This is a genomic window from Streptomyces sp. SAI-135, assembly GCF_029893805.1.
Lineage (GTDB): Bacteria > Actinomycetota > Actinomycetes > Streptomycetales > Streptomycetaceae > Streptomyces.
Genome location: NZ_JARXYP010000002.1, coordinates 3,948,602 through 3,972,176, shown reverse-complemented (window position 1 = coordinate 3,972,176; position 23,575 = coordinate 3,948,602). Strand labels below are relative to the sequence as shown.

The window sequence follows — 23,575 nt, the reverse complement described above, 5'->3', positions numbered from 1 at the left end:
TCGGGCGGGACGTCCGTGTCCCGGGTTCCCGCGGTGCAGGCGCTGGGTTCAGTGCGTGCGGAAGAGCGTGGCCGCCAGCGTCCGGAACACCTCCTCGGGGTCTCTGTCGCCGACCGGGCCGTCCAGGTTGTGGCTGAGGAGCAGCGTGGCGAAGCCGTGGGCGAGGGACCAGGCGGCGACTCCCGCGAGGCGGCTGTCGACGCCGAAGTCATCGGCGTCCACGGCTGCGACCGCGGTGCGCAGGGCGTCGGTGGCCAGGGCGCGGGCCGTGATCAGTTCGAGGTCGTCGGCGCGCAGCAGTTCCGGCGCGAACATCACCTGGAAGTGAGCCGGGTGCTCGCGGGCGAAGCGTACGTAGCGCACGCCCGCGTCCTTGAGGTCCGAGGCGTCGTTGAGGGCGGCCGCGAGCAGCGCGAAACCTTCGGCGGCGATCGCCGTGAGCAGTCCGGTGCGGTCGCGGAAGTGGTGGGCCGGGGCCGCGTGCGAGACCCCGGCACGGCGGGCCAGGTCGCGCAGGCTCAGCCCGGCGGGGCCGTCGGCGGCGATGACGTCGAGGGCGGCGGTGAGGATCGCGTGGCGCAGATCGCCGTGATGGTAGGGGCGGTTCGGCTTCTTGGTCTCCGCAGGTGCCATGGTCGGCAGCGTACCCATTATCTAGGCATTGACAAGTTTGGTGAGGGCGAGGCAATCTAGTCAGTGTCAAGTTCTTGGGTGAGCGGATGCGACGGGGGTTGTGTCATGACGACGTATGACCGCAGGGTCGACGCGGGCGCGGGTGCGGTGGAGCTGAGTCAGGTGCGCCGGCTCTGGCATCTGCTGGAACCCCTGCACGCGGTGCTCTACTACGCGCCGCAGGTCTTCGAGGAGGCGGCGGCGCTCGGTTACGGCACGCAGGAGCGCTGGCCGAGCTACTTCCCGTTGCGTGCCGCCCCGTTGGGGCCGGTGGGTGCCGAGCGCGTGGCGTCCGCCTTCTACAGCTTCAGCCCCCGCATGGTCGCCGAGCACATCGGCTCCGCGTGGGCGACCGCCGAGCCCGGTGCCGTCCTGGCGGCGAGGCAGCGGGGGATCGACCGGGCGTACCGCGCGATCCTGGGGGACCGCGTGGACGGTCCGGAGCTGGCGGAGGCCGCGGCTCTGGCCCGGCGTGCCGCCGAGTCGGCGAACACGGCCGGCCGTCCCCTCGCCGCGGCCAACGCCGAGTCGGCGTGGCCCGAGGCGCCTCACCTCCAGCTGTGGCAGGCGGCGACGATCCTGCGTGAGCACCGCGGCGACGGCCACATAGCCGCCCTCCTCGTGGCCGGCCTCGACCCGGTCGAGTCGCTGGTGTCCTTCGCCGCGATCGGCGCCGCCTCCGTGGAGCGCTTCGAGAGCCGGGGCTGGAGCGCCGGGGAATGGGACTCCGCGCGCGAGCGTCTGACGGCTCGGGGACTGGTGGACGAGTACGGCCAGGCCACGGACGCCGGCCGGGATCTCCGTCACCGCGTGGAACACCACACCGACCAACTGGCTGCCGGTCCATGGCAGTTGCTCGGCGCGGCCGACACGACCCGACTCGCGGACCTCCTGGGAGACTTCTGGGTGGCGGTGCTCTCCTCCGGGCTGCTCCCGTCCGAGACGACGCTGGGCATCGGCAAGGTCTGACCGTGATAGTCAGGGCGGATGCTCGGACGATTCCCTTTGACGGAACAGCTGGATGCGTTCCGTGCCACGCTCGACCGGAACGAGATCCTGACCGAGGTGATGGCCAGGACGGCGACGCTTGACCTGCCGGGCTGGTACGTGACGGCGGGCTGCCTGTTCCAGACCGTGTGGAACGTGGTCACCGGCAGACCCCCGGCCCAAGGCATCAGGGACTACGACGTCTTCTACTTCGACGACACCGATCTCTCCTGGGAGGCCGAGGATGCCGTGATCAGAGCAGGGCAGGAGGTGTTCGGCGGCCTGCGGGCCGAGGTGGAGATCCGCAACGAGGCCCGGGTGCACCTCTGGTACGAGGAAAAGTTCGGGGTGCCCTGCCCTCGGTACGACTCCACCGAGTCCGCCATCGACCGCTTCGTCGCGACCACTTGCTGTCTGGGCGTGCGGCTCGAACGTGGCGGGGAATGGCGGGTCTATGCCCCGCACGGGCTGTCCGACGTCTTCAACCTCGTGGTCCGCCCCAACCCGGTCCTTGCCCCGAAAGAGGTCTACGAGGCCAAGGCCGCGCGCTGGAAGGAGATATGGCCGGAGCTCACGGTGCTGCCGTGGCCGGAAGGGTCACCGACGAGGCGGCCGGCAGGCTCGTCGACGTGACCCTGCGGACGTGAACACCGCCCGCGCGGGCCGGATCCGCGCGGACGGCCTCTCGTTCAGCGTGTGAGGGGAGTGGGAGCCGGCTCGCGGTGCGCCACCGCCGACGATACGGCCGGTATGTCTCGATGCCCATTTGGAGGGGATGTGGTCCGGGGCCTCCTCCATGCCGCGGTGCGCCCGCTCGCTACGGTGTGCGCGACGTAGTACGAGGGAAAGCGCTTCGTGCGGGGACGGACCGGGTTGCAAGGGGAGGGACGCACGTGATGCGTCTGAAGGGCGGGGCCGCGGCCGCCGTCGTGCTGGTGTTCGCCATGGCCGGGTGCAAGGCGGAGACGACCACAGGATCCGGCGGACCTGAGGAGACCGGCGTCGCGGGCGGCTCGGGCGCGGCCCTCAGCGCCGCCGAGTCGCTCACCGTGAAGGGGCGGGCACCCAAGACGGGTTACGAACGGGACCGGTTCGGCACCGCGTGGGCCGACACCGACTCCAACGAGTGCGACACCCGCGACGACATACTCAAACGCGACCTGGAGGACGTGAAGTTCACCGGCGGGGACTGCAAGGTGTCCTACGGCGTACTGGAGTCGGACCCGTACTCGGGCAAGGAGGTGACCTACCGGCGGGGGCGCAGTCAGGTCGACATCGACCACGTGGTCGCGCTCTCCGACGCCTGGCAGAAGGGGGCCAAGTACTGGGACGCCAGCAAGCGGATAGCCCTCGCCAACGACCCCCTCAACCTCCTGGCCGTCGACGCGAGCACCAACCGTTCCAAGGGCGACGGTGACACGGCCACCTGGCTGCCGCCGAACAAGGCGTACCGGTGCACGTACGTGGCCGCCCAGGTCGCCGTGAAGAAGAAGTACGGCCTGTGGGTCACGGCCGCCGAGAAGTCCGCGATGGAGAAGGTCCTCACGGGCTGCCCCGGCCAGAAGCTCCCGGTCGGCGGCAACCCGACGGCGGCGCCGCCGCGTTTCCACGCGGACTGACGGTTCGCACCGGGCTCGCGCGAAAAGTGTTTCTCCGGTGGGCGGGCCTGCGCCTACGGTGATCGTATGGAGTGGAAGGTATCGAGTCTTGCCGAGCGTCCCGAGATGCGGGAGCGGGTGCTCGGCATGGCCAGCAGCTGGCCGCAGTTCGTCACCGAGGACCTCGTGGGCAACGCGCACTACGGACGGATCTCCGGCGACTTCCCCGAGTACGTGCAGTTCGCCGAGGACGAGCGGGGTGAGGTCGTCGCGCACGCCCACAGCGTTCCCTTCGCCCTCGGTGCCGAGGACCGCGGTGAACTGCCCGCCCGGGGCTGGGACGAGGTGCTGGTGTGGGCCTTCAGCGACCTCCGGCGTGGCGTACGGCCCGACACGGTGAGCGCGATCTCGGTCGTCGTCGATCCCCGCTTCCAGGGCCGGGGGCTGTCCGCCCGGATGCTCTCGGCGATGCGTGACAACGCCCGCGCCCACGGCTTCAGCGAGGTCGTCGCCCCCGTCCGCCCCAGCGCCAAGCACCTCGAACCGCACACCCCGATCACGGAGTACGTCTCCCGCACCCGCCCCGACGGACTGCCGCACGATCCCTGGCTGCGCGTGCACGTGCGCGCCGGCGCCCACGTGCACGCCGTGGCGCCGGCGTCCATGACGGTGTCCGCGTCGCTGGAGCAGTGGCGCCGTTGGACCGGACTGCCCTTCGACACCCGGGGCGACATCGAGGTGCCCGGGGCGCTGGTACCGGTGCGCTGCGAGCCGGAGCGCGGGTACGCGGTGTACGTCGAGCCCAACGTGTGGATGCGGCACGCCCTTTGAGCGTGCCGCATCCACGTGCCGGCCTCGTGTGCGCCGGGCCCGTATGTGCAGGTCCTATGTGTGCACGGCCCGTATGTGTGGCGTGTGTCGTGTCGGTTCCGGGGCTCAGCCGCCCAGGGCGTCGAGGTCCAGGATCTCGCCCGCCGGCTTCTGCGTCGGGACCGGTTCGTCGAAGTCGCTGAAGGTGACGGAGCCCTGGTCCGCACCGGCCGTGCTGTCGACCCGCAGCAGATACGGCTTGCCCTCGGTTGCGACGTACAGCGTGTAGCGGTCCTTGCCGTCCTTCTCGTGCAGCGTGATCGCCGGAGCCCCGTCCACGGTGGCCGTCTTCCCGCGGCTGGCGTCCGAGCCGGTGTCCCCGGCGCCGTCGAGCACCGCGCCCAGGTCGCAGAAGCCCTCGAACTCCTTGGCGTCCGTCCCCGTCGCCTTCGACTTGGTCCACTTGCCGGCCAGCATGGCCACGGCCGCGTCGGTGTCCGCCTTCGACTCGCCCTCGCTCTGCTCGCGCAGGAACGCCTCATCGAACTTCATGTACACGATGTCGCCGGTCTTGATCAGATCGGCCTTGCCCTTGCCGCCCATGCCGATGGTGCCGGCGCAGTCGCCCTTCTTGTTCAGCAGGACGTCGAGGCTGATGGTGGTGCCGCTCTCGTCGTCGGGGATGTCGCCCTTCATCCGCAGCGAGGAGGCGCCGGTCGTGGCCTTCGTGGCCCGGTCGGCTATCTCACCGCCGCTCAGCCCGGCGAACGGTTCCTTCTTCGCGGCCGACTTGCCCGGCGCGGCGGCCGAGCTGGACGCGTTCGTGCTGCTGTCCGCCTTGTCCTGTCCCGGCTGACATCCGGTGAGTCCTGCGGTGGCCGCGGCGGCGATGCAGAGAGCGGCAAGTGCGGTACGACGCATGGTGATTCCTTGGTGGGGATGCGGTGAGGTGATGAGGTGCCGGGCGCGCTGTCCGTGGGGCGCCCGGGCGGCGAGCGAAGAGAGACCGAAGAGAGGCCGGAGAGCGGTCGAAGAGAGAGCGAAAGGGACGGGCCGGTTCAGCCGGTCCTCTTCCAGTCCTTGCAGCCGGTCGTCTTGAAGTACGCGTCCGAGGCGCCGATCTTGACGACGGCCGTGCCGTTCACGTTGTTGTTCGCGATGATCGAGTCGACGCCGTGCTCGGCGTCCTTGGTGCGCTCCCAGTAGCAGGAGTCGTCGGTGTTGCCGGTGGATCTGTAGGTGCCGGGGGCGATGTCGGCGCCGACCAGGAACATCCCGCCGTCGCCGGACATCCGGGTGGCGGGGGAGCCCTTCGCCTTGGTGTCGACGGCCTCCCAGTCGTTGCAGTCGCTCGACGTGAAGAGCTTGTCGGTGGCCTTGACGGTGACGTAACTGGTGCCGGTGACATTGTCGTTGGCCAGTAGCGAGTCCATCTCGCCCGAGGCGTCCTTGGCCCGCTCCCAGTAGCACATGCCGTCGCTGTTGCCGGTCGTGCGATAGGTGCCGGGCTTGACGTCCGAGCCGACCTGGAAGTCGCCGTCCCCCGAGAACGCGGCCTTCTTCTCGGCGGCCTCGGCCTCGGCCTTGCCCGAGCCCTTGTCGCCCTTCTGGCCCGCCCCGCCCGCCCCGGCCGTGCTGTCCCCGGCCTCGCGTTTCGCGGAAGCCGAGGAGCCCTTGCCGGTGCCGCCCGAGGTGCCGCCGTCCCCGTTGTTGCCGGCGTTCGCCGACACGACTCCGATGACGACGACTCCGACGACTGCGCCCAGCGCGACCTTGCCCTTCATGCCCATGGCTGTGCTCCCCCTCCGACGCCGCGACCACCGCCGTTCGGCGGCCGCTCCGTTCGCTGGGTCAATAAGAGCAGAGTCTGTGAACCGAGTCAACACTGTTCACAGGAAGTGTCGAGTACACGGGCGTGAAGGGGTGGATCTTGCGCGCCTCGGTATGCTCGGCGTCACACGCGGGCCGCGGGCTTGTGCGGTCGACGAGGGGAGCGGGCGAGTGCAGGACAACGCGACTGAGGTGACCGCCGCCGGTATCGCACGGCTGGCCGGGGTGGGCCGCGCGGCCGTGAGCAACTGGCGCCGACGGCACACCGACTTCCCCAGGCCCGTCGGCGGCACCGAGACCAGCCCCTCCTTCGCGCTCACCGAGGTCGAGGCCTGGCTGCGCAAGCAGGGGAAACTCGCCGAGGTCCCGCTGCGCGAACGCGTCTGGCAGCAGCTCTCCGGCCACCCCGACGGCCCGGTCACCGCCCTCACCCACGCGGGCTGCGTCCTCCTGCTGATCCACGACCGGCCGCCCGTCTGGCTGGAGGTGAGCTCCGGCTCCGACGAGCGCCTGGCCGAGATGCTGCCGGGGGCGCTGCGGGAGGTGTTCACGCCGCGCTTCGGAGCCGAGTCAGTGACCGGCGTCCAGTCGGCGACAGGCGTCCAGTCGGCAACAGGCGCTCAATCGGCCCCGGCGCCAAGCCCCCAGTCGGCGACGAGCCCCCAGCCGACAGCGGGCGTTCAGCCGACAGCGGGCATCCAGCCGACAGCGGGCGTCCGACCCGACGCGATCGCCCCCGCTGTTCACACTCCCGCCGTTCACACGGCCGCCGTTCGCACCCCCACCGGCCCCGAACTCCTCCCCTCCGCCCCCCTCCTCCGCGGCGTCGCCGAGCTGGCCGCCGAACTGGGCGCCCGCCAGACCTTCGAGTTCCTGCTCGGCCGACACCTCGACGCCAACCCGCGCCAGTACACGCTCACCCCCGCCGACCTGGCCGCTCTCATGGCCGACCTCGTCGGCCCCGCCCGTACCGTCCTCGACCCGGCCTGCGGGACCGGCGCCCTCCTGCGGGCCGCCGCCACCCGCCCCGACCAGCGGCTCTACGCGCAGGACAGCTCCCCCGAGCTCGCCGCGCTCACCACGCTCCGGCTCGCCCTGCACACCTGGTCCATCGTGCGCGGCGCCACCGGCGACACCCTCCGCGCCGACGCCCACCCCCGGCTGCACGCCGACGCCGTCCTGTGCCACCCGCCGTTCAACGAGCGCAACTGGGGCCATGACGAACTCGCCTACGACCCCCGCTGGGAGTACGGCTTCCCGGCCCGCACCGAGTCCGAGCTCGCCTGGGTCCAGCACGCACTCGCCCGCCTCAAGGACGGCGGCGCCGGTGTCCTGCTCATGCCGCCCGCGGCAGCGTCCCGCCGCTCCGGTCGCCGTATCCGCGCCGACCTGTTGCGCCGCGGTGCCCTGCGCGCCGTGATCGCCCTGCCGGTCGGGGCGGCACCGCCGTACAACATCCCGCTGCACCTGTGGGTGCTGCGCCGCCCGGAAAGGGCGCCCGCGCAGCCGGAGGTGCTCCTCGTCGACGTGGGGCAGTTCGCCGGCGACGGGCGCGGCGGTCCGGACTGGCACGCCGTGCGCGAAGCCGTCCTCGACGCCTGGCAGGCCTTCGGGCGGCCCGGCCGCTTCACCGAACGGCCCGGCCTGGCACGCGCGTTGCCCGTCATCGAGCTCCTCGACGACGACGTGGACCTCGCCCCCGCCCGCCACCTGCCCCCGCCCGCGGCGGCCGACGGCGCCGAACAGCTCACGGCTGTGCGCGAACTGCTGGGGCAGACCCTGCGCCTGACCGCGGACCTCACCCCGCAGCGTGCCGACGCCGCCCACCCCGCGCGGTGGCCGCTCACCACCATCGGCGAACTCGCCCGCGGCGGCGCCCTGATGCTGCGCACGGGCGGAAACGGCGGCCACGCACGCGTACCCGTGCTCACCGACCACGACGTCCTCTCCGGCGCCGCCCCCTCCGGAACGCTCCCCGAGAGCGACGAGGAGGCCGTGCTGACCGAACCGGGCGACGTCGTCGTCCCGGTGCTCGGCGGTGGCTCGGTGGCGCGCGTGATCGACGCGGCGACCCAGGGAGCCGCCCTGGGGCGCAACCTCGTGCTGCTGCGTCCCGATCCGGCGGCGCTCGACCCCTGGTTCCTCGCGGGATTCTTGCGCGGCACCGCCAACAACCGCCAGGCCAGCAGCTACGCCTCCACAGCGACCCGCCTTGACGTGCGCAGACTCCAGTTGCCGCGGCTCCCGCTGGACGAACAACGACGCTACGGCGAACGCTTCCGCACGCTCGACGAGTTCGAGCGGGCGCTCAGACACGCGGGCCGGCTCGGAGAGCAGCTCGTGCGCGGGATGTACGACGGACTCACCGACGGAACGGTCGCGCCCGACTGATCAGGTCGACAACGGTTCGGTACAACCCGTGACCTGTTGTCGGTATCGGCCTATACGCTCGAACCCCACATCGAATCCCGGTTCAGGAGCGTTCATGTACGGCCACGGCGCGGTGCCGCCCGCCCGCAGCTCGGGCACCGTCATCACCTTGCGCGTGCTGCTCGCCGCCGCCGGCTTCCTCTCGTGCGGCCTGCTCGCCTGCGCTCCGCTGTTCCGGGTCGCCTTCCTGCGCGGACGGTCGGTCGACTGGGTGCTGGCCTGGGCGAGCCTCCCGCTGTCCATCGCCTGCTTCGCGGTGGTCGGCGCACTGCCCGAGAGCGACCCGCGGACCGACGTCGCCATGGCCCTGGTCCTGCTGTTCGGCCTCTTCAGCAGTGTGTACTTCCTGGTGATGGACATCCGGGTGCACCAGCAGAGGCAGTTCGCCGGCTACCCGCCGCCCCAGGGCCCGACCGTCCACACCGGCTACGGCTACCCCCATCCGGCCCCGTCGCCGACGCCGCCGTACGCCTCCACGCTCCAGCCGCCGCAGCCGCAGCCGTCGGCTCCTCCGGTCCCCGGCCCCGGTGTCGTGCCGCCCCCGCCGCCGCAGCGCCCCGCGCCCGCCCGTATCGACCAGGTGCGCGCCGAACTCGACGAGCTCAGCGACTACCTGCGCAAGCACGACGGCAACTCCGAGGGCGGCAGGTGACCGTGGCGGCAGGACGCGTCGTCGCCGACCGCTACGAGCTGGCCACGCTCATCGGCCAGGGCGGCATGGGCCAGGTGTGGACGGCCTACGACCGGCGCCTGGACCGGCGCGTGGCGGTGAAGCTGCTGCGCCCCGACAAGGTGGCCGGACAGGAGGCCGACGAGCTGCGCCGCCGGTTCGTGCGCGAGTGCCGGGTGACCGCGCAGGTCGACCACCCCGGACTCGTCACCGTGCACGACGCGGGCAGCGAGGGCGAGGAGCTGTTCCTCGTCATGCAGTACGTCGACGGCGCCGACCTCTCCGACCACCTCGCCGAGCACGACCCGTACCCCTGGCAGTGGGCGGTCGCGGTCGCCGCGCAACTGTGCGCCGTACTGAGCGCCGTGCACGCCGTGCCGATCGTCCACCGCGACCTCAAGCCCCGCAACGTGATGGTGAAGCAGGACGGCACGGTCACCGTCCTGGACCTCGGTGTCGCCTCCGTCATGGACACCGACACCACCCGCCTCACCCACACCGGTTCACCGATCGGCTCACCCGCCTACATGGCCCCCGAGCAGGCCATGGGCGGCGCGGTCGGCCCGTACACCGACCTGTACGCACTCGGCGTACTCCTGCACGAACTCCTCAGCGGGGACGTCCCTTTCGCCGGATCCACGGCACTCGGCGTGCTGCACCGGCACCTGTACGAGCCACCGCTGCCGGTGCGCCGCAGCCGCCCCGAAGTCCCCGAGGCCCTCGAAGCGCTCGTCCTGCGGCTCCTCGCCAAGGACCCGCAGCACCGTCCGGCCTCCGCCCAGGACGTCTACGAGGACCTGGCGCTGCTCCTGCCCGCGCGTGGGACGCCGACAGGAGCACCCCTCGACCCCACCCGCCCCTTCCTGCGCCCGCACGCCCCCTGGCCGGACCGCGCGCGCACGCCCGCGCCCCAGCCCGCCCCCGTCACACCGGCCCCCGAGAAGACCGGGAAACCGGACGTCGCGCGCGCGGTCGACGAGGTCAAGCGCCTCCTCGGCGAGGGCCGCATCACCCAGGCCGTCGACATCCTCGGCGCCATCCTCCCCGCGGCCGCCGAACAGCACGGCGTGAACTCCCCGGTCGTCCGCACCCTGCGCAAGCAGTACGCCGCCACCCTCATGGACGACGGCCAGTACCGGCGCGCCCTGCCCGAACTGCGCCGCCTCGCCGACGAACGCGCGACCGAGGCCGGCCACGCCGACCCGCAGTCCCTGCGCTTCCGCTACGACGCCGCCCAGTGCCTCGAACAACTCGGTGAACCCGCGGCGGCACTGGCCGAATACCGCGCCCTGCTGCCGTACTACGAGAACCAGTACGTGGCCGGCGACCCCCAGCTCGCCCACGACGTCCGCCGCCGCATCGGGCACCTCCTGCTCGCCCTCGGCGACCGCGCCGCCGCCCACGACACCCTCGCGCGGCTGCTGCACGACGTGGAGCGACTCCACGGACCGGGCCACCCGCTCGCGACCGAGATCCGCCGCACCCTCCAGTGGCTCGGGCAGGTGCGCGGCTAGGGCCACCGGATTTTGCCGCACACAGAGGGAAACTTGCCGCCCCCAAGGGCTTGCGTTTCCGAAGGGCAGGCCTGGCGCCGGATAGCTTTGCGCTTCGTTTCAGCCATGCACAGCACAACCAGGGGTGGGGTACGTCCATGTCGTCCAGGTCCGGCCGAAGTCATCGTCAGTCGAAGAAGCGCAGATACGTCACCTGGGCCGTCGCCGGGGCCGCCGTGGCCGCCGGCGCCGGCCTCGCCGCGCAGAGCTCCATGGCCGCGACCACCTGGCCCGCGCAGAAGACGTACACCGGCCGTGCCTTCGACACCTGCGCCGCCCCCTCGCTCGCCGCGATGAAGGCCTGGCACACCGGCTTCTACGGCGCCGCCGCCGTCTACGTCGGCGGCAGGAACCGCGGCTGCTCCCAGCCCAACCTCACCGCCTCCTGGGTCAAGTCGGTCAGCACGCTCGGCTGGAAGCTCATCCCGCTCTACGTCGGCGCCCAGCCGCCCTGCCAGAGCGGCTCCAACCCCGAGAAGCTGACCGCCTCCACCGCCGCCTCCCTGGGCGCCGGCGACGGCGCGGACGCGGTCGCCAAGGCCTCCGCGCTCGGCATGAGGACCGGCAGTCCGATCTACCTGGACATGGAGGCGTACGACATCACGAACAAGGCGTGCAACGACGCCGTGCTCACCTATGTCCGCGCCTTCGACAAGACCCTGCGCGCGAAGACGTACCGCGCGGGCTTCTACGGCTTCGCCGGCTCCAGCGCCAAGGCGATCGCCACCGCGACCGACCGGACCGACCTGCCGGGCAACCTCTGGTACGCGCTGTGGGACAAGCAGAACACCACCACCGCGGACTGGCCCTTCGGCGCCACGCAGTACACCGACCACAGCCGCGGCCACCAGTACCTCGTCAACAGCAAGGAGTCGCGCAACGGCTACACGATCACCGTGGACCGGGACGCCTGGGACGGCCCGGTGGCGATCACCGGCTGACCCCGGCACGCGCGCGTGCGTGCGCTGAGGGCGCGGCGGTGCCGGAAGTCCTGGTGAATCGTTGGTCGAATGGGTTGGCCAGAGCCGGTCCCCTGCCTACCATCGATCACCGCAAGACCTTGTGCACCGTCGCACAATCTCCTCGGGAGGCCTCCTTGCACCGCCGTCGTCGCACCGCGCTCGTCCTCTCCGCCGCCCTCGCCGCCGCGGCACCCCTGCTCACCGCCTGCGGAAGCGACGCGCATCCCGGCGCGGCGGCCGTGGTCGGCGGGCAGCGGATCACCGTCTCCCAGCTGGAGAACCGGGTGACCGAGGTGCGTGACGCGCAGCGGGCCGCCGTCACGGACGAGACGCAGTACAAGCAGGCCATCGCCAAGACCGGCACCCTCACCCGCGACGTCCTGCACGGCATGGTGCTCGACCGGGTACTGCACCGGGCGGCCGCCGACGCCGGCGTGTCCGTGACCCGCAAGGAGGTCCAGGAGCTGCGGTCCGGCCTGGAGGAGCAGGCGGGCGGCGCCAAGGGCCTGGAGACGGCCTGGCTCCAGCAGTACGGCATCGCACCCGAACGCCTCGACGAGAACCTCCGACTCCAGTTGGAGGCCCAGAAACTCGCAGGAAAGCTCGGCACCGACACCAGCGACCCCGCCTTCTGGAACGCCCTGAGCAAGGCGTCCAAGCAGCTCGACGTCGACCTCAACCCGCGCTACGGCACCTGGGACGTCGCGAAGAGCACCCGCGTCGACGCGAAGACCCCGTGGGTACGGGAGGTCACGGCGGCGGGGACCGAGCAGACGGCATAGGTCGTACGGGACTGACCGGACCGGGCGCGAGGGCGCAGGGGCGGCGGGCGGCTGGCGCGGCCATCACGGCAGCACCGTGGGCAGATGATCGTACGATCACCTCGCCGCCCTCCGCCTGTGGACAACCCGATCTCCCCGTCGGCGCCGTGCGTTAGCTTCGAACTGTGAACGCAATCGGCTTCGAGCCCGCCCCTGACCAGGACCCCGACACGGCGTCCGCCCCCGGCCGCATCGTCCTGCTCACCACCAGCCACCGCGTCGCCCCCGGCCTGCTGTCGTGGCCCGCCTGGCAGGTGCTGCACGCCGCGGACCGAGTGCTGTGCGCGGACGGTGCCCACCCCCAGCTCCCCTATCTGCGCGAGGCCGGGATAGCGGTCGACGAGACGTCCCCGACCGCCGAGGAACTGGTCGGGGCGTGCGCGGGCGGACACACCGTGGTCGTGGTGGCCACGGGCGAGGGCGAGCCGGCCCTCACGGACGGTCTGGCCCGCCTCGCCGGATCCGGACGCCTGCAGATGCCCGAGCTGGAGCTCCTCCCCGCCTCCTACGACCTGCCCGGCGCCCGGCTCCTCGACCTCGTCCAGGTCATGGACCGCATCCGCACCGAGTGCCCGTGGTCCTCCCAGCAGACCCACGAGGGCCTCGCGAAGTACGGCATCGAGGAGGCGTACGAACTCGTCGAGGCCATCGAGGAGGGCGACCGCGACGAACTGCGCGAGGAACTGGGCGACGTCCTGCTCCAGGTCGTCTTCCACGCCCGGATCGCCGAGGAGGACCCGGACGCCCCCTTCTCCGTCGACGACGTCGCCGGCGGCATCGTCGCCAAGCTCATCCACCGGCACCCGCACGTCTTCGGCGACGAGAAGGCCGACACCCCCGAGGAGGTCAAGGCCCACTGGCTGCGCACCAAGGCGATAGAGAAGCAGCGCACCTCCGTGACCGAAGGCATCCCGCTCGGCCAGCCCGGCCTGGCCCTCGCGGCCAAGCTGGCGTCACGAGTGCGCACGGCGGGCCTTGACGTCCCCCTCCCCAGGACCGAGGGCATCGGCTACGAACTCCTCACCCTGGCCACGCGCGCCGAGGCAGAGGGCGTCGACCCGGAGGCAGCCCTGCGAGCGGCGGCACGGGCGTACCGGGACGCGATCCGCCGAGCGGAGAACGGAGGCTGAACGTCGGCCGCGCGAGCGCGCAAGTGAGCGGGGGCGGCGACGGATCGCGGCAGTACCGGGCCCCGCCGGAGCGAGCCTGCCATCCAGGGGCAGGAAGGCGCCGGATCCGTCCGCAGTGGCGGCGGGCCCGCACCGAGACGGTCCCCGCCGGAGCAGATCCGTCTTGGCCAGGTGTGGAGTGTGCCGGGCGACGAGGGGGAGACCCTTCGACACCGCCCCGCCGTCATCCAGGATCGGGCCCTGTCCCGGTGGCAAGGGGGACTCGGCCGACGAACGAAGCCGTCCAGAACTGCGGATCCGGTCGGCGCCAGGTCACCTGCTCCCCGCGACCCAGCCGCCCCGTGCCCCGCGCGCACCGTCCCCCCGCCCGCCTGTTCCCCGCGCCCCGACCCACGCCGACGCGCCAGCCTTCTGCCCACGCGTCGCGACCACGACCGGCTCCCTCGTCACCTGCTCCCTCGACCGCAGCCGGCCCCCGTCGGCCCTGTCCACCCGCGCACCGTCACCGGCCCCTAGCCACCTACCCACCGCCACCGGCCCTTTGGCGCCCACACACCGCCACCCCATCCATCCGCACCCCATCCCCATCCCCCGGAAGACACGCTGGTCCCTGCCACCCAGCACCGTCACCGACCCATTGGCGCCACACACCGCCACCGCATCCGTCCGCTCCCCATCCCCCGGCAGGCAGCCGGCCCCGCCACCGCATCCGTCCGCTCCCCATCCCCCGGCAGGCAGCCGGCCCCGCCACCGCATCCGTCCGCTCCCCATCCCCCGGCAGGCAGCCGGCCCGCCACCGCATCCGTCCGCTCCCCATCCCCCGGCAGGGAGCCGGCCCGCCCGGCCCACCACGACAGCCCCGCCGCCGGTACCCCCAGCACATGAACGACCCGTCACCGGAAGGCCGCCGCCATGCCCGGATACCGTCAAGGAGTGACCGACCAGCCCTCCATGCCCCCCGGCCCCGCCGCCCCCGCCGCTCCCGCCCCCGCGGATTCCGCGCCCGCCCTTTTCACCTGGGAGTTCGCCACCAACCCCTACCCCGCCTACGCCTGGCTCCGTGAGCACGCGCCCGTGCACCGGACCCGGTTGCCCAGTGGCGTGGAGGCATGGCTGGTCACCCGTTACGCCGATGCGAAGCAGGCCCTCGCCGACCAGCGGCTCAGCAAGAACCCCGCGCACCACGACGAGCCCGCGCACGCCAAGGGGAAGACCGGTATCCCGGGGGAGCGCAAGGCGGAGCTGATGACGCATCTGCTGAACATCGACCCGCCGGACCACACCAGGCTCCGACGGCTGGTCAGCAAGGCGTTCACGCCGAGGCGGGTCGCCGAGTTCGCGCCCCGGGTGCAGGAGCTGACGGACCGTCTCATCGACGGGTTCGCGGCGACCGGCAGCGCCGACCTCATCCACGAGTTCGCGTTCCCGCTCCCCATCTACGCGATCTGCGACCTGCTCGGCGTCCCCCGGGAGGACCAGGACGACTTCCGGGACTGGGCGGGCATGATGATCCGGCACGGAGGGGGCCCCCGGGGCGGGGTGGCCCGGTCGGTGAAGAAGATGCGCGGCTATCTCGCCGAGCTCATCCACCGCAAGCGGGAGGCGCTGCCCGACGAGGCCAGCCCCGGTGAGGACCTCATCTCCGGACTCATCCGCGCCTCCGACCACGGTGAGCACCTCACCGAGAACGAGGCCGCGGCCATGGCGTTCATCCTCCTCTTCGCAGGCTTCGAGACCACGGTCAACCTGATCGGCAACGGCATGTACGCCCTCCTCACCCACCCCGAGCAGCGGAACCGGCTGACAAAGTCGCTGGCCCGGCAGGAACGGGGTCTCCTGGAGACCGGAGTGGAGGAACTGCTCAGGTACGACGGCCCGGTCGAACTGGCCACCTGGCGGTTCGCCACCGAACCCCTGCGGATCGGCGGGCAGGACGTCGCCACCGGGGACCCGGTGCTCGTCGTGCTGGCGGCCGCGGACCGGGACCCGGAGCGGTTCACCGACCCGGATGTGCTCGATCTGTCCCGCCGTGACAATCAGCACCTCGGTTACGGCCACGGCATCCACTACTGCCTCGGTGCCCCGCTCGCCCGACTGGAAGGACAGACGGCGCTCGCCACGCTTCTCACCCGTCTCCCGGACCTACAACTCGCGGTGGATTCGGCCGATTTGCGCTGGCGTGGCGGACTCATCATGCGTGGACTGCGTACTTTGCCCGTGGAGTTCACGCCCGTCCGGTAATCGACCGAGGGGTCCGGCCTATCCCGGCACGGAGCCGGCTAAACCTGACACGCCCTCAACCTTGTGATCTTCACGTGATCTACGCGGCATTAACTTGTGACAAGTGATCGAATCCCTATACGTTCACGGACCAGCGCGGTGCCCCGCACCACGTGCCGCGCGGGTACTTGCTGTCTCGGGAAAGGTCCCCCCATGCTCTCCGGGAACGGTCGTCACCGTCGCCCCCGTCAGGCCCCGGCTCTCCTCGTGGCGGCCGGTGTGACGGGCTCCGCCATCGCGATCCCCCTGCTCGGGGCGACCGGAGCGAGCGCCGCCACCGGCACCACCTGGGACCGGGTCGCGGAGTGCGAGAGCGGTGGCTCCTGGAGCGAGAACGAGGGCAACGGCTACTACGGCGGCCTCCAGATGTCCCAGGAGAACTGGGAGAAGTACGGCGGCCTCGAATACGCCGAGACCGCGGACCTCGCCAGCCGCAACCAGCAGATAGCCGTGGCCGAGAAGCTCCTCGCGGACCAGGGCATCGCCGCCTGGCCGACCTGCGGTCTGCTCAACGGGCTCAGCAAGGACGCGAGCTCGGCCGACGTCGACACGGGCGTGGGGAGCGGTACCCCCTCGGCCTCGGCGTCCGGCTCGTCCGACTCGTCCAGTTCATCTGGTTCCTCCGGTTCCTCCGGTTCCTCCAAGTCGTCGGACACCGAGGAGTCCTCCGGCCTCCTCGACGCGCTGGACGGCTCGTCCGCCTCGCCGTCACCGTCGGCCACTCCCTCCGGCGACGGCGGTTCGGCCGAGTCGGACAAAAAGAACTCTTCGGAATCCAAGGACTCCGCGACGGAAGACGCTCGGTCGTCCGACGGCTCCCCCGTGGTGAGCCCGGAAGAGGACGAAGCGGACAAGTCGTGGCAGGTGGGCAGTTCTTCGGCCCTCGTGGACGTCGGTGCTCTCGGTTCCGGCAAGCACCGCGGCGACAGTGCCGAGGAGAATGCGACGAAGAGCACGGCCTCCTCCTCGACCGGCCGGCACGCCGCCGCCACTTACACCGTCCAGGCGGGCGACTCGCTCGCCTCCATCGCCGACTCCCTTGGCCTCGACGGCGGATGGCGCGCCCTCTACGCCGAGAACAAGGACCGCATCGGGGCCGACCCGAGCAACATCGTCGCCGGTCAGACGCTCGACACAGGGGCTGAATAGGGTCGAAAAGACCTGAAAAACAGCGGGAGTTCACGTCATACTTCGCACTGAATGTCCACTTTGGTGAAAGTGTGGGATGAGTCTCAGAAGCCCTGATCGTCTTTGAAATTCCGCCGAGCGCGTGTCTACGGTCGTGACCGCTCGGCAACCCGAGCCCCGTCTGCCGCAACGCCGAATCCTGCCAGCGGCCGTACGGGAACAGTCGTCGCGTCAAGCGCCGTAGGCAGGAGCGGGGGACCCAAGGTAAGCGCCGGGCCCAGCAGTTCACGCTGGACCGGCTTGGGGTGAAGCCGCGCACCGCAGGGTGTGCGACCGGGCAACTCAACCGGCCCGAACCCGACAGCTCACCTCGCAGGCGTCGGTGAGGGGATCGATCCATGCTGTTTTCCGGCAAGGGCAAGCACCGTCGTCCGTCCAAGGCCACCCGCGCCGCCGCGCTCGCCGGCGTCACCGGTGTCGCCATCGCCGCCCCGCTGATGGCGGCCGGCAACGCCTCCGCCGCCACCGCCTCCGAGTGGGACGCCGTCGCCCAGTGCGAGTCCGGCGGGAACTGGTCCATCAACACCGGCAACGGCTACTACGGCGGCCTGCAGTTCTCGGCCTCCACCTGGGCCGCGTACGGCGGCACGCAGTACGCCGCGCAGGCCAACCAGGCCAGCAAGGCCCAGCAGATCGCCGTCGCCGAGAAGGTCCTCGCCTCCCAGGGCAAGGGCGCCTGGCCGGTCTGCGGAGTGGGCCTGTCCAGCGCCGCCTACAACGGCGGCAGCGGCTCGTCCTCCGCCGGCTCCTCGAACTCGGGCACCAGCACCCGTTCGACCGACGAGCAGAGCGCCTCCCGCTCCTCCGAGCGCCCGGCCGCCAAGAAGACCGTCACCACCCCGACCGGCAAGAAGGTCAAGAAGGGCGACGGCGAGTACAAGGTCGTCAAGGGTGACACCCTCAGCTCGATCGCCGAGAAGCACAAGGTCAAGGGCGGCTGGCAGAAGCTGTTCAAGCTGAACAAGGACATCATCGACGATGCCGACTTCATCTTCCCGGGCCAGCAGCTGCACCTGAAGTAGGCCCCAGCTGAACCACAGGGCCCTCACAGCCGTGTCCTCCAGGATGAGGGCCTCGTGAGGGTCACCCCCCGTCCCCACGGGCTCCCCGCTCCGGTGCGTGTTCCCCCGTACGCACCGGGGCGGGGCTTTTTGTGTGTGCTCGCGTGGGCCGCTCTGTTCACGGGCCTCTTTTGTTCAGTTCAGAAACAATTTACTCTCGGTTTCGTCCACAGGTCGGTCCACACGGTGGCCGATGCCCCGGAGCCGGTTAGGCTCTAGTCGCAAGGCTCACCATCCAAGAAGGAGATGCTCGTGCCGTCCATCGACGTCGTCGTAGCCAGGGAAATCCTCGACTCGCGAGGCAACCCCACCGTCGAGGTCGAGGTCGGCCTCGACGACGGCAGCACCGGTCGTGCCGCCGTCCCGTCCGGCGCCTCCACCGGTGCCTTCGAGGCCATCGAGCTGCGTGACGGTGACCCGAACCGCTACCAGGGCAAGGGTGTCGAGAAGGCCGTCCTCGCCGTCATCGAGCAGATCGGCCCGGAGCTCGTCGGCTACGACGCCACCGAGCAGCGCCTGATCGACCAGGCGATGTTCGACCTGGACGCCACCGACAACAAGGGCTCGCTCGGCGCCAACGCCATCCTCGGCGTCTCGCTCGCCGTCGCCCACGCCGCCTCCGAGGCCAGCGACCTCCCGCTCTTCCGCTACCTGGGCGGCCCGAACGCGCACCTGCTGCCGGTGCCGATGATGAACATCCTGAACGGCGGCTCGCACGCCGACTCCAACGTGGACATCCAGGAGTTCATGATCGCCCCGATCGGCGCGGAGTCCTTCTCCGAGGCGCTGCGCTGGGGCACCGAGGTCTACCACACCCTCAAGAAGGTCCTGAAGAGCAAGGGCCTGTCCACCGGCCTCGGCGACGAGGGCGGCTTCGCCCCGAACCTCGAGTCCAACCGCGCCGCCCTGGACCTCATCCTCGAAGCGATCAAGGAAGCCGGTTACATCCCCGGCGAGCAGGTCGCCCTCGCCCTCGACGTCGCCGCCTCCGAGTTCTACAAGGACGGCAAGTACCAGTTCGAGGGCAAGGACCGCTCCGCCGCCGAGATGACGGAGTACTACGAGGAGCTCGTGGCGGCCTACCCGCTCGTCTCCATCGAGGACCCGCTGTTCGAGGACGACTGGGCCGGCTGGAAGGTCCTCACCGACAAGCTGGGCGACAAGGTCCAGATCGTCGGCGACGACCTGTTCGTCACCAACCCGGAGCGCCTGGCCCGCGGCATCGAGGACGGCGCCGCCAACGCGCTGCTCGTCAAGGTGAACCAGATCGGCTCCCTGACCGAGACCCTCGACGCCGTCGAGCTCGCCCAGCGCAGCGGCTTCAAGTGCATGATGTCCCACCGCTCCGGCGAGACCGAGGACGTCACCATCGCCGACCTCGCCGTCGCCACCAACTGCGGCCAGATCAAGACCGGCGCCCCGGCCCGCTCCGAGCGCGTCGCCAAGTACAACCAGCTCCTGCGCATCGAGGAGATCCTCGACGACGCCGCGGTGTACGCCGGCCGCAGCGCCTTCCCGCGCTTCAAGGGCTGAGCAGCGTAGAGGGCTGAGCAGCGTAAAGAGCTGAGCAGCTTCAAGGGCTGACCCTTAAGGGGCTAAGCCTTAGCCAGTCGTACGTACGTCCCCGTACCGGTCCCGTACCGTGTGCGGGGACGTACGCACGTAGAAGGGGAGGCGGAGAGCCGATGGCCGTGAAGGACCGGGACCGTTTCTCCACCACGACCAGGATCAGGCTGCTCGGCGAGCAGACCGCGGCCCGTGTCTACCGGTCCCAGACCAAACGGCAGGCCCGCCGCTCCCGGCTGACCGGCCGGGCCGCGCTGCTCGCCCTCGTGCTGTGCACGCTGGTGGTGGCGCTCGCGTACCCGATAAGGCAGTACGTCTCCCAGCGTGCCGAGATCGCCGATCTCCAGCGGGAGAAGGAGCAGGCAGCCGAGCGGGTCGAGAAGCTGCGCGACCTCAAGGCGCGCTGGCAGGACGACGCGTACGCGGAGCAGCAGATCCGGCAGCGGCTGCACTATGTGATGCCGGGGGAGACGGGGTTCATCGTCGTCGACCCGGACGCGGCGAAGCAGTCCCGCACCGACCTGGGCGCGGCCGACCGCCCCTGGTACGCGAACGTCTGGGACGGGGTCGACAAGTCCGACGCCTCCGACCAGTAGACCGACCGATAGAAAGACAGGCATGGAAACGCCTCCGCCCTCCACCCCGCGCACCGAGCCGACCGACGCGGACGTCGAGGCCTTCAAGCAGCAGCTCGGCCGGCCGCCGCGCGGACTGCGCGCGATCGCGCACCGCTGCCCCTGCGGTCAGCCGGACGTGGTGGAGACGGCCCCCCGCCTCCCCGACGGCACGCCCTTCCCGACGACCTACTACCTGACGTGCCCGCGCGCCGCCTCGGCGATCGGCACGCTGGAGGCGAACGGCGTCATGAAGGAGATGACGGAGCGGCTGCAGACCGATCCGGAGCTCGCCGCCGCCTACCGGGCCGCGCACGAGGACTACATCGCCCGCCGTGACGCCATCGAGGTCCTGGAGGGCTTCCCGAGCGCGGGCGGCATGCCGGACCGGGTGAAGTGCCTGCACGTCCTGGTCGGCCACTCGCTGGCCGCGGGCCCGGGCGTCAACCCCCTGGGCGACGAGGCGATCGCGATGCTGCCGGAGTGGTGGCGCAAGGGCGCGTGCGTGACCGTCACCGAGCAGCAGGAGCAGCAGGAGGACACCCAGTGACCCGGGTCGCCGCCATCGACTGCGGTACGAACTCCATCCGCCTGCTCGTCGCCGACTGCGACCCGGAGACCGGCGAACTGGTCGACCTGGACCGCCGTATGACCATCGTGCGGCTCGGGCAGGGCGTCGACCGGACCGGGCGGCTCGCGCCCGAGGCACTGGAGCGGACCTTCGCCGCCTGCCGTGAGTACGCGGCCGTCGTCAAGGAGCACGGGGCCGAGCGGCTGCGGTTCGTCGCCACCTCCGCCTCCCGGGACGCGGAGAACCGGGACGAGTTCGTGCGCGGGGTCCTCGACATCCTCGGCGTCGAGCCCGAGGTCATCTCCGGGGACCAGGAGGCCGAGTTCTCCTTCACCGGGGCGACCAGGGAGCTCAGGGGCAGCGACCACTTGGCCAGGCCCTACCTGGTCGTGGACATCGGCGGCGGTTCGACGGAGTTCGTCGTGGGCGACGACCATGTGCGCGCCGCACGTTCCGTGGACGTCGGCTGTGTGCGGATGACCGAGCGGCACCTGGTGCGGGACGGGGCCGTCAGCGACCCGCCCACCGAAGCGCAGATCACCGCCATGCGGGCCGACATCGAGGCCGCCCTCGATCTCGCCGAGGAGACCGTGCCGCTGCGTGAGGCGCGCACCCTGGTGGGGCTCGCCGGGTCGGTCACCACCGTCTCGGCGATCGCGCAGGAGCTGCCCGAGTACGACTCCGAGGCCATCCACCACTCCCGGGTCTCCCACGACCGGGTGCGCGAGATCACCGAGTGGCTGCTGCACTCCACCCACGCCGAGCGCGCGGCCGTGCCCTCCATGCATCCGGGGCGCGTGGACGTGATCGCCGCCGGGGCCCTCGTCCTGCTCACGATCATGGAGCGGATCGGCGCCGAGGAGGTCGTCGTGAGTGAGCACGACATCCTCGACGGGATCGCTTGGTCCATCGCGTAGGCCCCGCCGGGCACCTCTGCTGAGCAGGCAGAACAACGTATGAGCGTCTCTGAGGGGCCCTTCGGGGCCCCTCTTCGGCATGCGGCCCAGAAAGTTCGTGAAGTTCTTCACAAGGAATTGGGCCCTGTCGGACGACGAATGTGGTCCGGTTGACCCTTCCGGGGGCCCAACACCCGTGTGAACACGTTCAAAAGGGTGGGTTGCGGACCTCGGGCGAGGGGTCTGCGAGGGGTGTGCGAGGGCTCCTCACGGGACGCCTTTCGGCACGGAGAGGCAGCTCACGCGGCATTGACAACGGCAATCCCTATACCGTGGTTCCCGTTCGGCGCCATGACCTGGATCACGCGAGTCGCGGAGGATAACACACACCCTCCAAGAGCTTGTGAAGGGGCGCACGAGCGACCCCCCTGGGGCGGGTGGATACTCGATGGCATGAGCACCACGGAGCGTCCCAGGATCCTCGTAGTAGGCGGTGGGTACGTAGGCCTGTACGCAGCTCGGCGCATTCTCAAGAAGATGCGCTACGGCGAGGCGACCGTCACGGTCGTCGACCCCCGGTCGTACATGACCTACCAGCCCTTCCTCCCCGAAACCGCCGCCGGCAACATCTCCCCGCGCCACGTCGTCGTCCCGCTGCGACGCGTGCTGCCGAAGGCGGAGGTTCTCACCGGCCGGGTCACCACCATCGACCAGGACCGCAAGGTCGCCACGATCGCCCCGCTGGTGGGCGAGGCGTACGAGCTGCCTTTCGACTACCTGGTGATCGCGCTCGGCGCGGTCTCCCGCACCTTCCCGATCCCCGGCCTCGCCGAGCAGGGCATCGGCATGAAGGGCATCGAGGAGGCCATCGGCCTGCGCAACCACGTGCTCGAGCAGCTCGACAAGGCCGACTCCACGACCGACGAGGAGATCCGCCGCAAGGCGCTCACCTTCGTCTTCATCGGCGGTGGCTTCGCGGGTGCGGAGACCATCGGCGAGGTCGAGGACATGGCCCGCGACGCGGCCAAGTACTACACCAACGTCTCGCGCGAGGACATGCGGTTCATCCTCGTCGACGCCGCCGACAAGATCCTTCCCGAGGTCGGCCCCAAGCTCGGCCAGTACGGCAAGGAGCACCTGGAGAGCCGGGGCGTGGAGATCTATCTCTCCACCTCGATGGACTCCTGCGTCGACGGTCACGTGGTCCTGAAGAACGGCCTGGAGGTCGACTCCAGCACGATCGTGTGGACCGCCGGCGTCAAGCCCAACCCGGTCCTGGCCCGCTACGGCCTCCCGCTGGGCCCGCGCGGTCACGTCGACACCGCCCCGACCCTCCAGGTCCAGGGCACCGACTACATCTGGGCCGCCGGTGACAACGCCCAGGTCCCGGACGTCGCCGCCCGCAAGGCCGGCGTGGAGAACGCCTGGTGCCCGCCGAACGCCCAGCACGCGCTGCGCCAGGCGAGGGTCCTCGGCGACAACGTGATCTCCGGGATGCGGGGCTTCCCGCAGAAGGAGTACAGCCACTCCAACAAGGGCGCGGTCGCGGGTCTCGGCCTGCACAAGGGCGTCGCGATGATCGTCATGGGCAAGATGAAGATCAAGCTCAAGGGCCGTCTCGCCTGGTACATGCACCGCGGCTACCACGGTCTGGCCATGCCGACCTGGAACCGCAAGATCCGCGTCTTCGCCGACTGGACCCTCGGCATGTTCCTCAAGCGCGAGGTCGTCTCCCTCGGCGCCATGGAGAACCCGCGCGAGGAGTTCTACGAGGCCGCGCGCCCCGTGCCGGCCGCCGAGCCGAAGAAGACCGAGGCGAAGGCCTCCTGACCCGTCCCGGTCGCTGACGAACCGAAGGCCCCCTGCCATCCGTGGTGCAGGGGGTCTTTCGGGTTTTTCCGGGATTGACCATGACCCTTCGGTTGTTTACCCGGGT

Annotated in this window: 21 protein-coding genes and 1 riboswitch; of the genes, 18 read left to right on the top strand and 3 right to left on the bottom strand. The window is 70.9% G+C overall.

Annotation, left to right across the window (positions count from 1 at the left end):
• Window positions 1-48 precede the first annotated feature (48 nt).
• Window positions 49-633 carry a TetR/AcrR family transcriptional regulator gene (locus M2163_RS22315; RefSeq protein ID WP_280894830.1) on the bottom strand — a complete coding sequence of 195 codons (585 nt, stop codon included), beginning with the start codon at window positions 631-633 and terminating at the stop codon, window positions 49-51.
• Window positions 634-738: 105 nt separating this feature from the next.
• Between M2163_RS22315 and M2163_RS22310 the strand changes: the two genes are divergently transcribed.
• The 4 genes from M2163_RS22310 (at window position 739) to M2163_RS22295 (ending at window position 4,088) form a co-directional block, all read left to right on the top strand.
• On the top strand, window positions 739-1,641 hold the full coding sequence (locus M2163_RS22310; protein WP_280894829.1) for a hypothetical protein: 903 nt from the start codon (window positions 739-741) through the stop codon (window positions 1,639-1,641).
• 18 nt (window positions 1,642-1,659) lie between these two features.
• Window positions 1,660-2,292: a nucleotidyltransferase family protein gene (locus M2163_RS22305; RefSeq protein ID WP_280894828.1), complete on the top strand. Its 633-nt coding sequence runs from the start codon at window positions 1,660-1,662 to the stop codon at window positions 2,290-2,292.
• Between the two features lie 260 nt (window positions 2,293-2,552).
• Window positions 2,553-3,278, top strand: a complete 726-nt coding sequence (locus M2163_RS22300) for an HNH endonuclease family protein (protein WP_280894827.1) — start codon at window positions 2,553-2,555, stop codon at window positions 3,276-3,278.
• 66 nt (window positions 3,279-3,344) lie between these two features.
• The gene (locus tag M2163_RS22295) at window positions 3,345-4,088 is read left to right on the top strand and encodes a GNAT family N-acetyltransferase (RefSeq protein WP_280894826.1); all 744 of its coding nucleotides are present in this window, start codon (window positions 3,345-3,347) and stop codon (window positions 4,086-4,088) included.
• 105 nt (window positions 4,089-4,193) lie between these two features.
• On the opposite strand, the gene M2163_RS22290 is transcribed toward M2163_RS22295, so the two are convergent.
• Together M2163_RS22290 and M2163_RS22285 are read right to left on the bottom strand one after the other, a co-directional pair.
• Window positions 4,194-4,988 carry a hypothetical protein gene (locus tag M2163_RS22290; RefSeq protein ID WP_280894825.1) on the bottom strand — a complete coding sequence of 265 codons (795 nt, stop codon included), beginning with the start codon at window positions 4,986-4,988 and terminating at the stop codon, window positions 4,194-4,196.
• A 137-nt stretch (window positions 4,989-5,125) separates the two neighbouring features.
• Window positions 5,126-5,857 carry a hypothetical protein gene (locus tag M2163_RS22285; RefSeq protein ID WP_280894824.1) on the bottom strand — a complete coding sequence of 244 codons (732 nt, stop codon included), beginning with the start codon at window positions 5,855-5,857 and terminating at the stop codon, window positions 5,126-5,128.
• 211 nt (window positions 5,858-6,068) lie between these two features.
• On the opposite strand from M2163_RS22285, the gene M2163_RS22280 reads away from it, so the two are divergent.
• From M2163_RS22280 to M2163_RS22215, 14 genes are all read left to right on the top strand, one after another.
• Window positions 6,069-8,288, top strand: a complete 2,220-nt coding sequence (locus M2163_RS22280) for an N-6 DNA methylase (protein WP_280894823.1) — start codon at window positions 6,069-6,071, stop codon at window positions 8,286-8,288.
• Window positions 8,289-8,382: 94 nt separating this feature from the next.
• A complete protein-coding gene (locus M2163_RS22275) occupies window positions 8,383-8,979 on the top strand; it encodes a hypothetical protein (protein WP_280894822.1) in 597 nt (198 codons plus the stop codon).
• A gap of 38 nt (window positions 8,980-9,017) precedes the next feature.
• A complete protein-coding gene (locus M2163_RS22270) occupies window positions 9,018-10,511 on the top strand; it encodes a serine/threonine-protein kinase (protein WP_280854178.1) in 1,494 nt (497 codons plus the stop codon).
• 137 nt (window positions 10,512-10,648) lie between these two features.
• Window positions 10,649-11,491 carry a glycoside hydrolase domain-containing protein gene (locus M2163_RS22265; RefSeq protein ID WP_280894821.1) on the top strand — a complete coding sequence of 281 codons (843 nt, stop codon included), beginning with the start codon at window positions 10,649-10,651 and terminating at the stop codon, window positions 11,489-11,491.
• 155 nt (window positions 11,492-11,646) lie between these two features.
• On the top strand, window positions 11,647-12,294 hold the full coding sequence (locus tag M2163_RS22260) for a SurA N-terminal domain-containing protein (protein ID WP_280894820.1): 648 nt from the start codon (window positions 11,647-11,649) through the stop codon (window positions 12,292-12,294).
• Between the two features lie 164 nt (window positions 12,295-12,458).
• Complete coding sequence (locus tag M2163_RS22255) at window positions 12,459-13,463, top strand: nucleoside triphosphate pyrophosphohydrolase (RefSeq protein WP_280894819.1); 1,005 nt, start codon at window positions 12,459-12,461, stop codon at window positions 13,461-13,463.
• A gap of 951 nt (window positions 13,464-14,414) precedes the next feature.
• Window positions 14,415-15,704, top strand: coding sequence for a cytochrome P450 (locus M2163_RS22250; RefSeq protein ID WP_280897295.1), 1,290 nt, complete (start codon window positions 14,415-14,417; stop codon window positions 15,702-15,704).
• A gap of 192 nt (window positions 15,705-15,896) precedes the next feature.
• On the top strand, window positions 15,897-16,892 hold the full coding sequence (locus M2163_RS22245) for a transglycosylase family protein (RefSeq protein ID WP_280894818.1): 996 nt from the start codon (window positions 15,897-15,899) through the stop codon (window positions 16,890-16,892).
• A 205-nt stretch (window positions 16,893-17,097) separates the two neighbouring features.
• A riboswitch (cyclic di-AMP (ydaO/yuaA leader) is annotated at window positions 17,098-17,265 on the top strand.
• Between the two features lie 4 nt (window positions 17,266-17,269).
• The gene (locus M2163_RS22240; protein ID WP_280851060.1) at window positions 17,270-17,953 is read left to right on the top strand and encodes a transglycosylase family protein; all 684 of its coding nucleotides are present in this window, start codon (window positions 17,270-17,272) and stop codon (window positions 17,951-17,953) included.
• 285 nt (window positions 17,954-18,238) lie between these two features.
• Window positions 18,239-19,525, top strand: coding sequence for a phosphopyruvate hydratase (eno, locus tag M2163_RS22235; protein ID WP_007382562.1), 1,287 nt, complete (start codon window positions 18,239-18,241; stop codon window positions 19,523-19,525).
• 152 nt (window positions 19,526-19,677) lie between these two features.
• Window positions 19,678-20,154, top strand: coding sequence for a septum formation initiator family protein (locus M2163_RS22230; protein ID WP_280851061.1), 477 nt, complete (start codon window positions 19,678-19,680; stop codon window positions 20,152-20,154).
• A gap of 22 nt (window positions 20,155-20,176) precedes the next feature.
• Window positions 20,177-20,722 carry a DUF501 domain-containing protein gene (locus tag M2163_RS22225; protein ID WP_280851062.1) on the top strand — a complete coding sequence of 182 codons (546 nt, stop codon included), beginning with the start codon at window positions 20,177-20,179 and terminating at the stop codon, window positions 20,720-20,722.
• Window positions 20,719-21,660, top strand: coding sequence for a Ppx/GppA phosphatase family protein (locus M2163_RS22220; RefSeq protein ID WP_280851063.1), 942 nt, complete (start codon window positions 20,719-20,721; stop codon window positions 21,658-21,660). Before M2163_RS22225 ends, M2163_RS22220 begins: the two co-directional genes overlap by 4 nt.
• A 432-nt stretch (window positions 21,661-22,092) precedes the next feature.
• Window positions 22,093-23,469 carry an NAD(P)/FAD-dependent oxidoreductase gene (locus M2163_RS22215; protein WP_123761230.1) on the top strand — a complete coding sequence of 459 codons (1,377 nt, stop codon included), beginning with the start codon at window positions 22,093-22,095 and terminating at the stop codon, window positions 23,467-23,469.
• The last annotated feature ends 106 nt before the right edge of the window (window positions 23,470-23,575 follow it).

Excerpts from the sequence above, each read along its gene's own strand:
- M2163_RS22315 (WP_280894830.1), bottom strand. The coding sequence starts at position 633 with ATGGCACCTGCGGAGACCAAGAAGCCGAACCGCCCCTACCATCACGGC.
- M2163_RS22310 (WP_280894829.1), top strand. The coding sequence starts at position 739 with ATGACGACGTATGACCGCAGGGTCGACGCGGGCGCGGGTGCGGTGGAG.
- M2163_RS22305 (WP_280894828.1), top strand. The coding sequence starts at position 1,660 with ATGCTCGGACGATTCCCTTTGACGGAACAGCTGGATGCGTTCCGTGCC.
- M2163_RS22295 (WP_280894826.1), top strand. The coding sequence starts at position 3,345 with ATGGAGTGGAAGGTATCGAGTCTTGCCGAGCGTCCCGAGATGCGGGAG.
- M2163_RS22290 (WP_280894825.1), bottom strand. The coding sequence starts at position 4,988 with ATGCGTCGTACCGCACTTGCCGCTCTCTGCATCGCCGCCGCGGCCACC.
- M2163_RS22285 (WP_280894824.1), bottom strand. The coding sequence starts at position 5,857 with ATGGGCATGAAGGGCAAGGTCGCGCTGGGCGCAGTCGTCGGAGTCGTC.
- M2163_RS22275 (WP_280894822.1), top strand. The coding sequence starts at position 8,383 with ATGTACGGCCACGGCGCGGTGCCGCCCGCCCGCAGCTCGGGCACCGTC.
- M2163_RS22265 (WP_280894821.1), top strand. The coding sequence starts at position 10,649 with ATGTCGTCCAGGTCCGGCCGAAGTCATCGTCAGTCGAAGAAGCGCAGA.
- M2163_RS22250 (WP_280897295.1), top strand. The coding sequence starts at position 14,415 with ATGCCCCCCGGCCCCGCCGCCCCCGCCGCTCCCGCCCCCGCGGATTCC.
- M2163_RS22245 (WP_280894818.1), top strand. The coding sequence starts at position 15,897 with ATGCTCTCCGGGAACGGTCGTCACCGTCGCCCCCGTCAGGCCCCGGCT.
- M2163_RS22240 (WP_280851060.1), top strand. The coding sequence starts at position 17,270 with ATGCTGTTTTCCGGCAAGGGCAAGCACCGTCGTCCGTCCAAGGCCACC.
- eno (WP_007382562.1), top strand. The coding sequence starts at position 18,239 with ATGCTCGTGCCGTCCATCGACGTCGTCGTAGCCAGGGAAATCCTCGAC.
- M2163_RS22230 (WP_280851061.1), top strand. The coding sequence starts at position 19,678 with ATGGCCGTGAAGGACCGGGACCGTTTCTCCACCACGACCAGGATCAGG.
- M2163_RS22225 (WP_280851062.1), top strand. The coding sequence starts at position 20,177 with ATGGAAACGCCTCCGCCCTCCACCCCGCGCACCGAGCCGACCGACGCG.
- M2163_RS22215 (WP_123761230.1), top strand. The coding sequence starts at position 22,093 with ATGAGCACCACGGAGCGTCCCAGGATCCTCGTAGTAGGCGGTGGGTAC.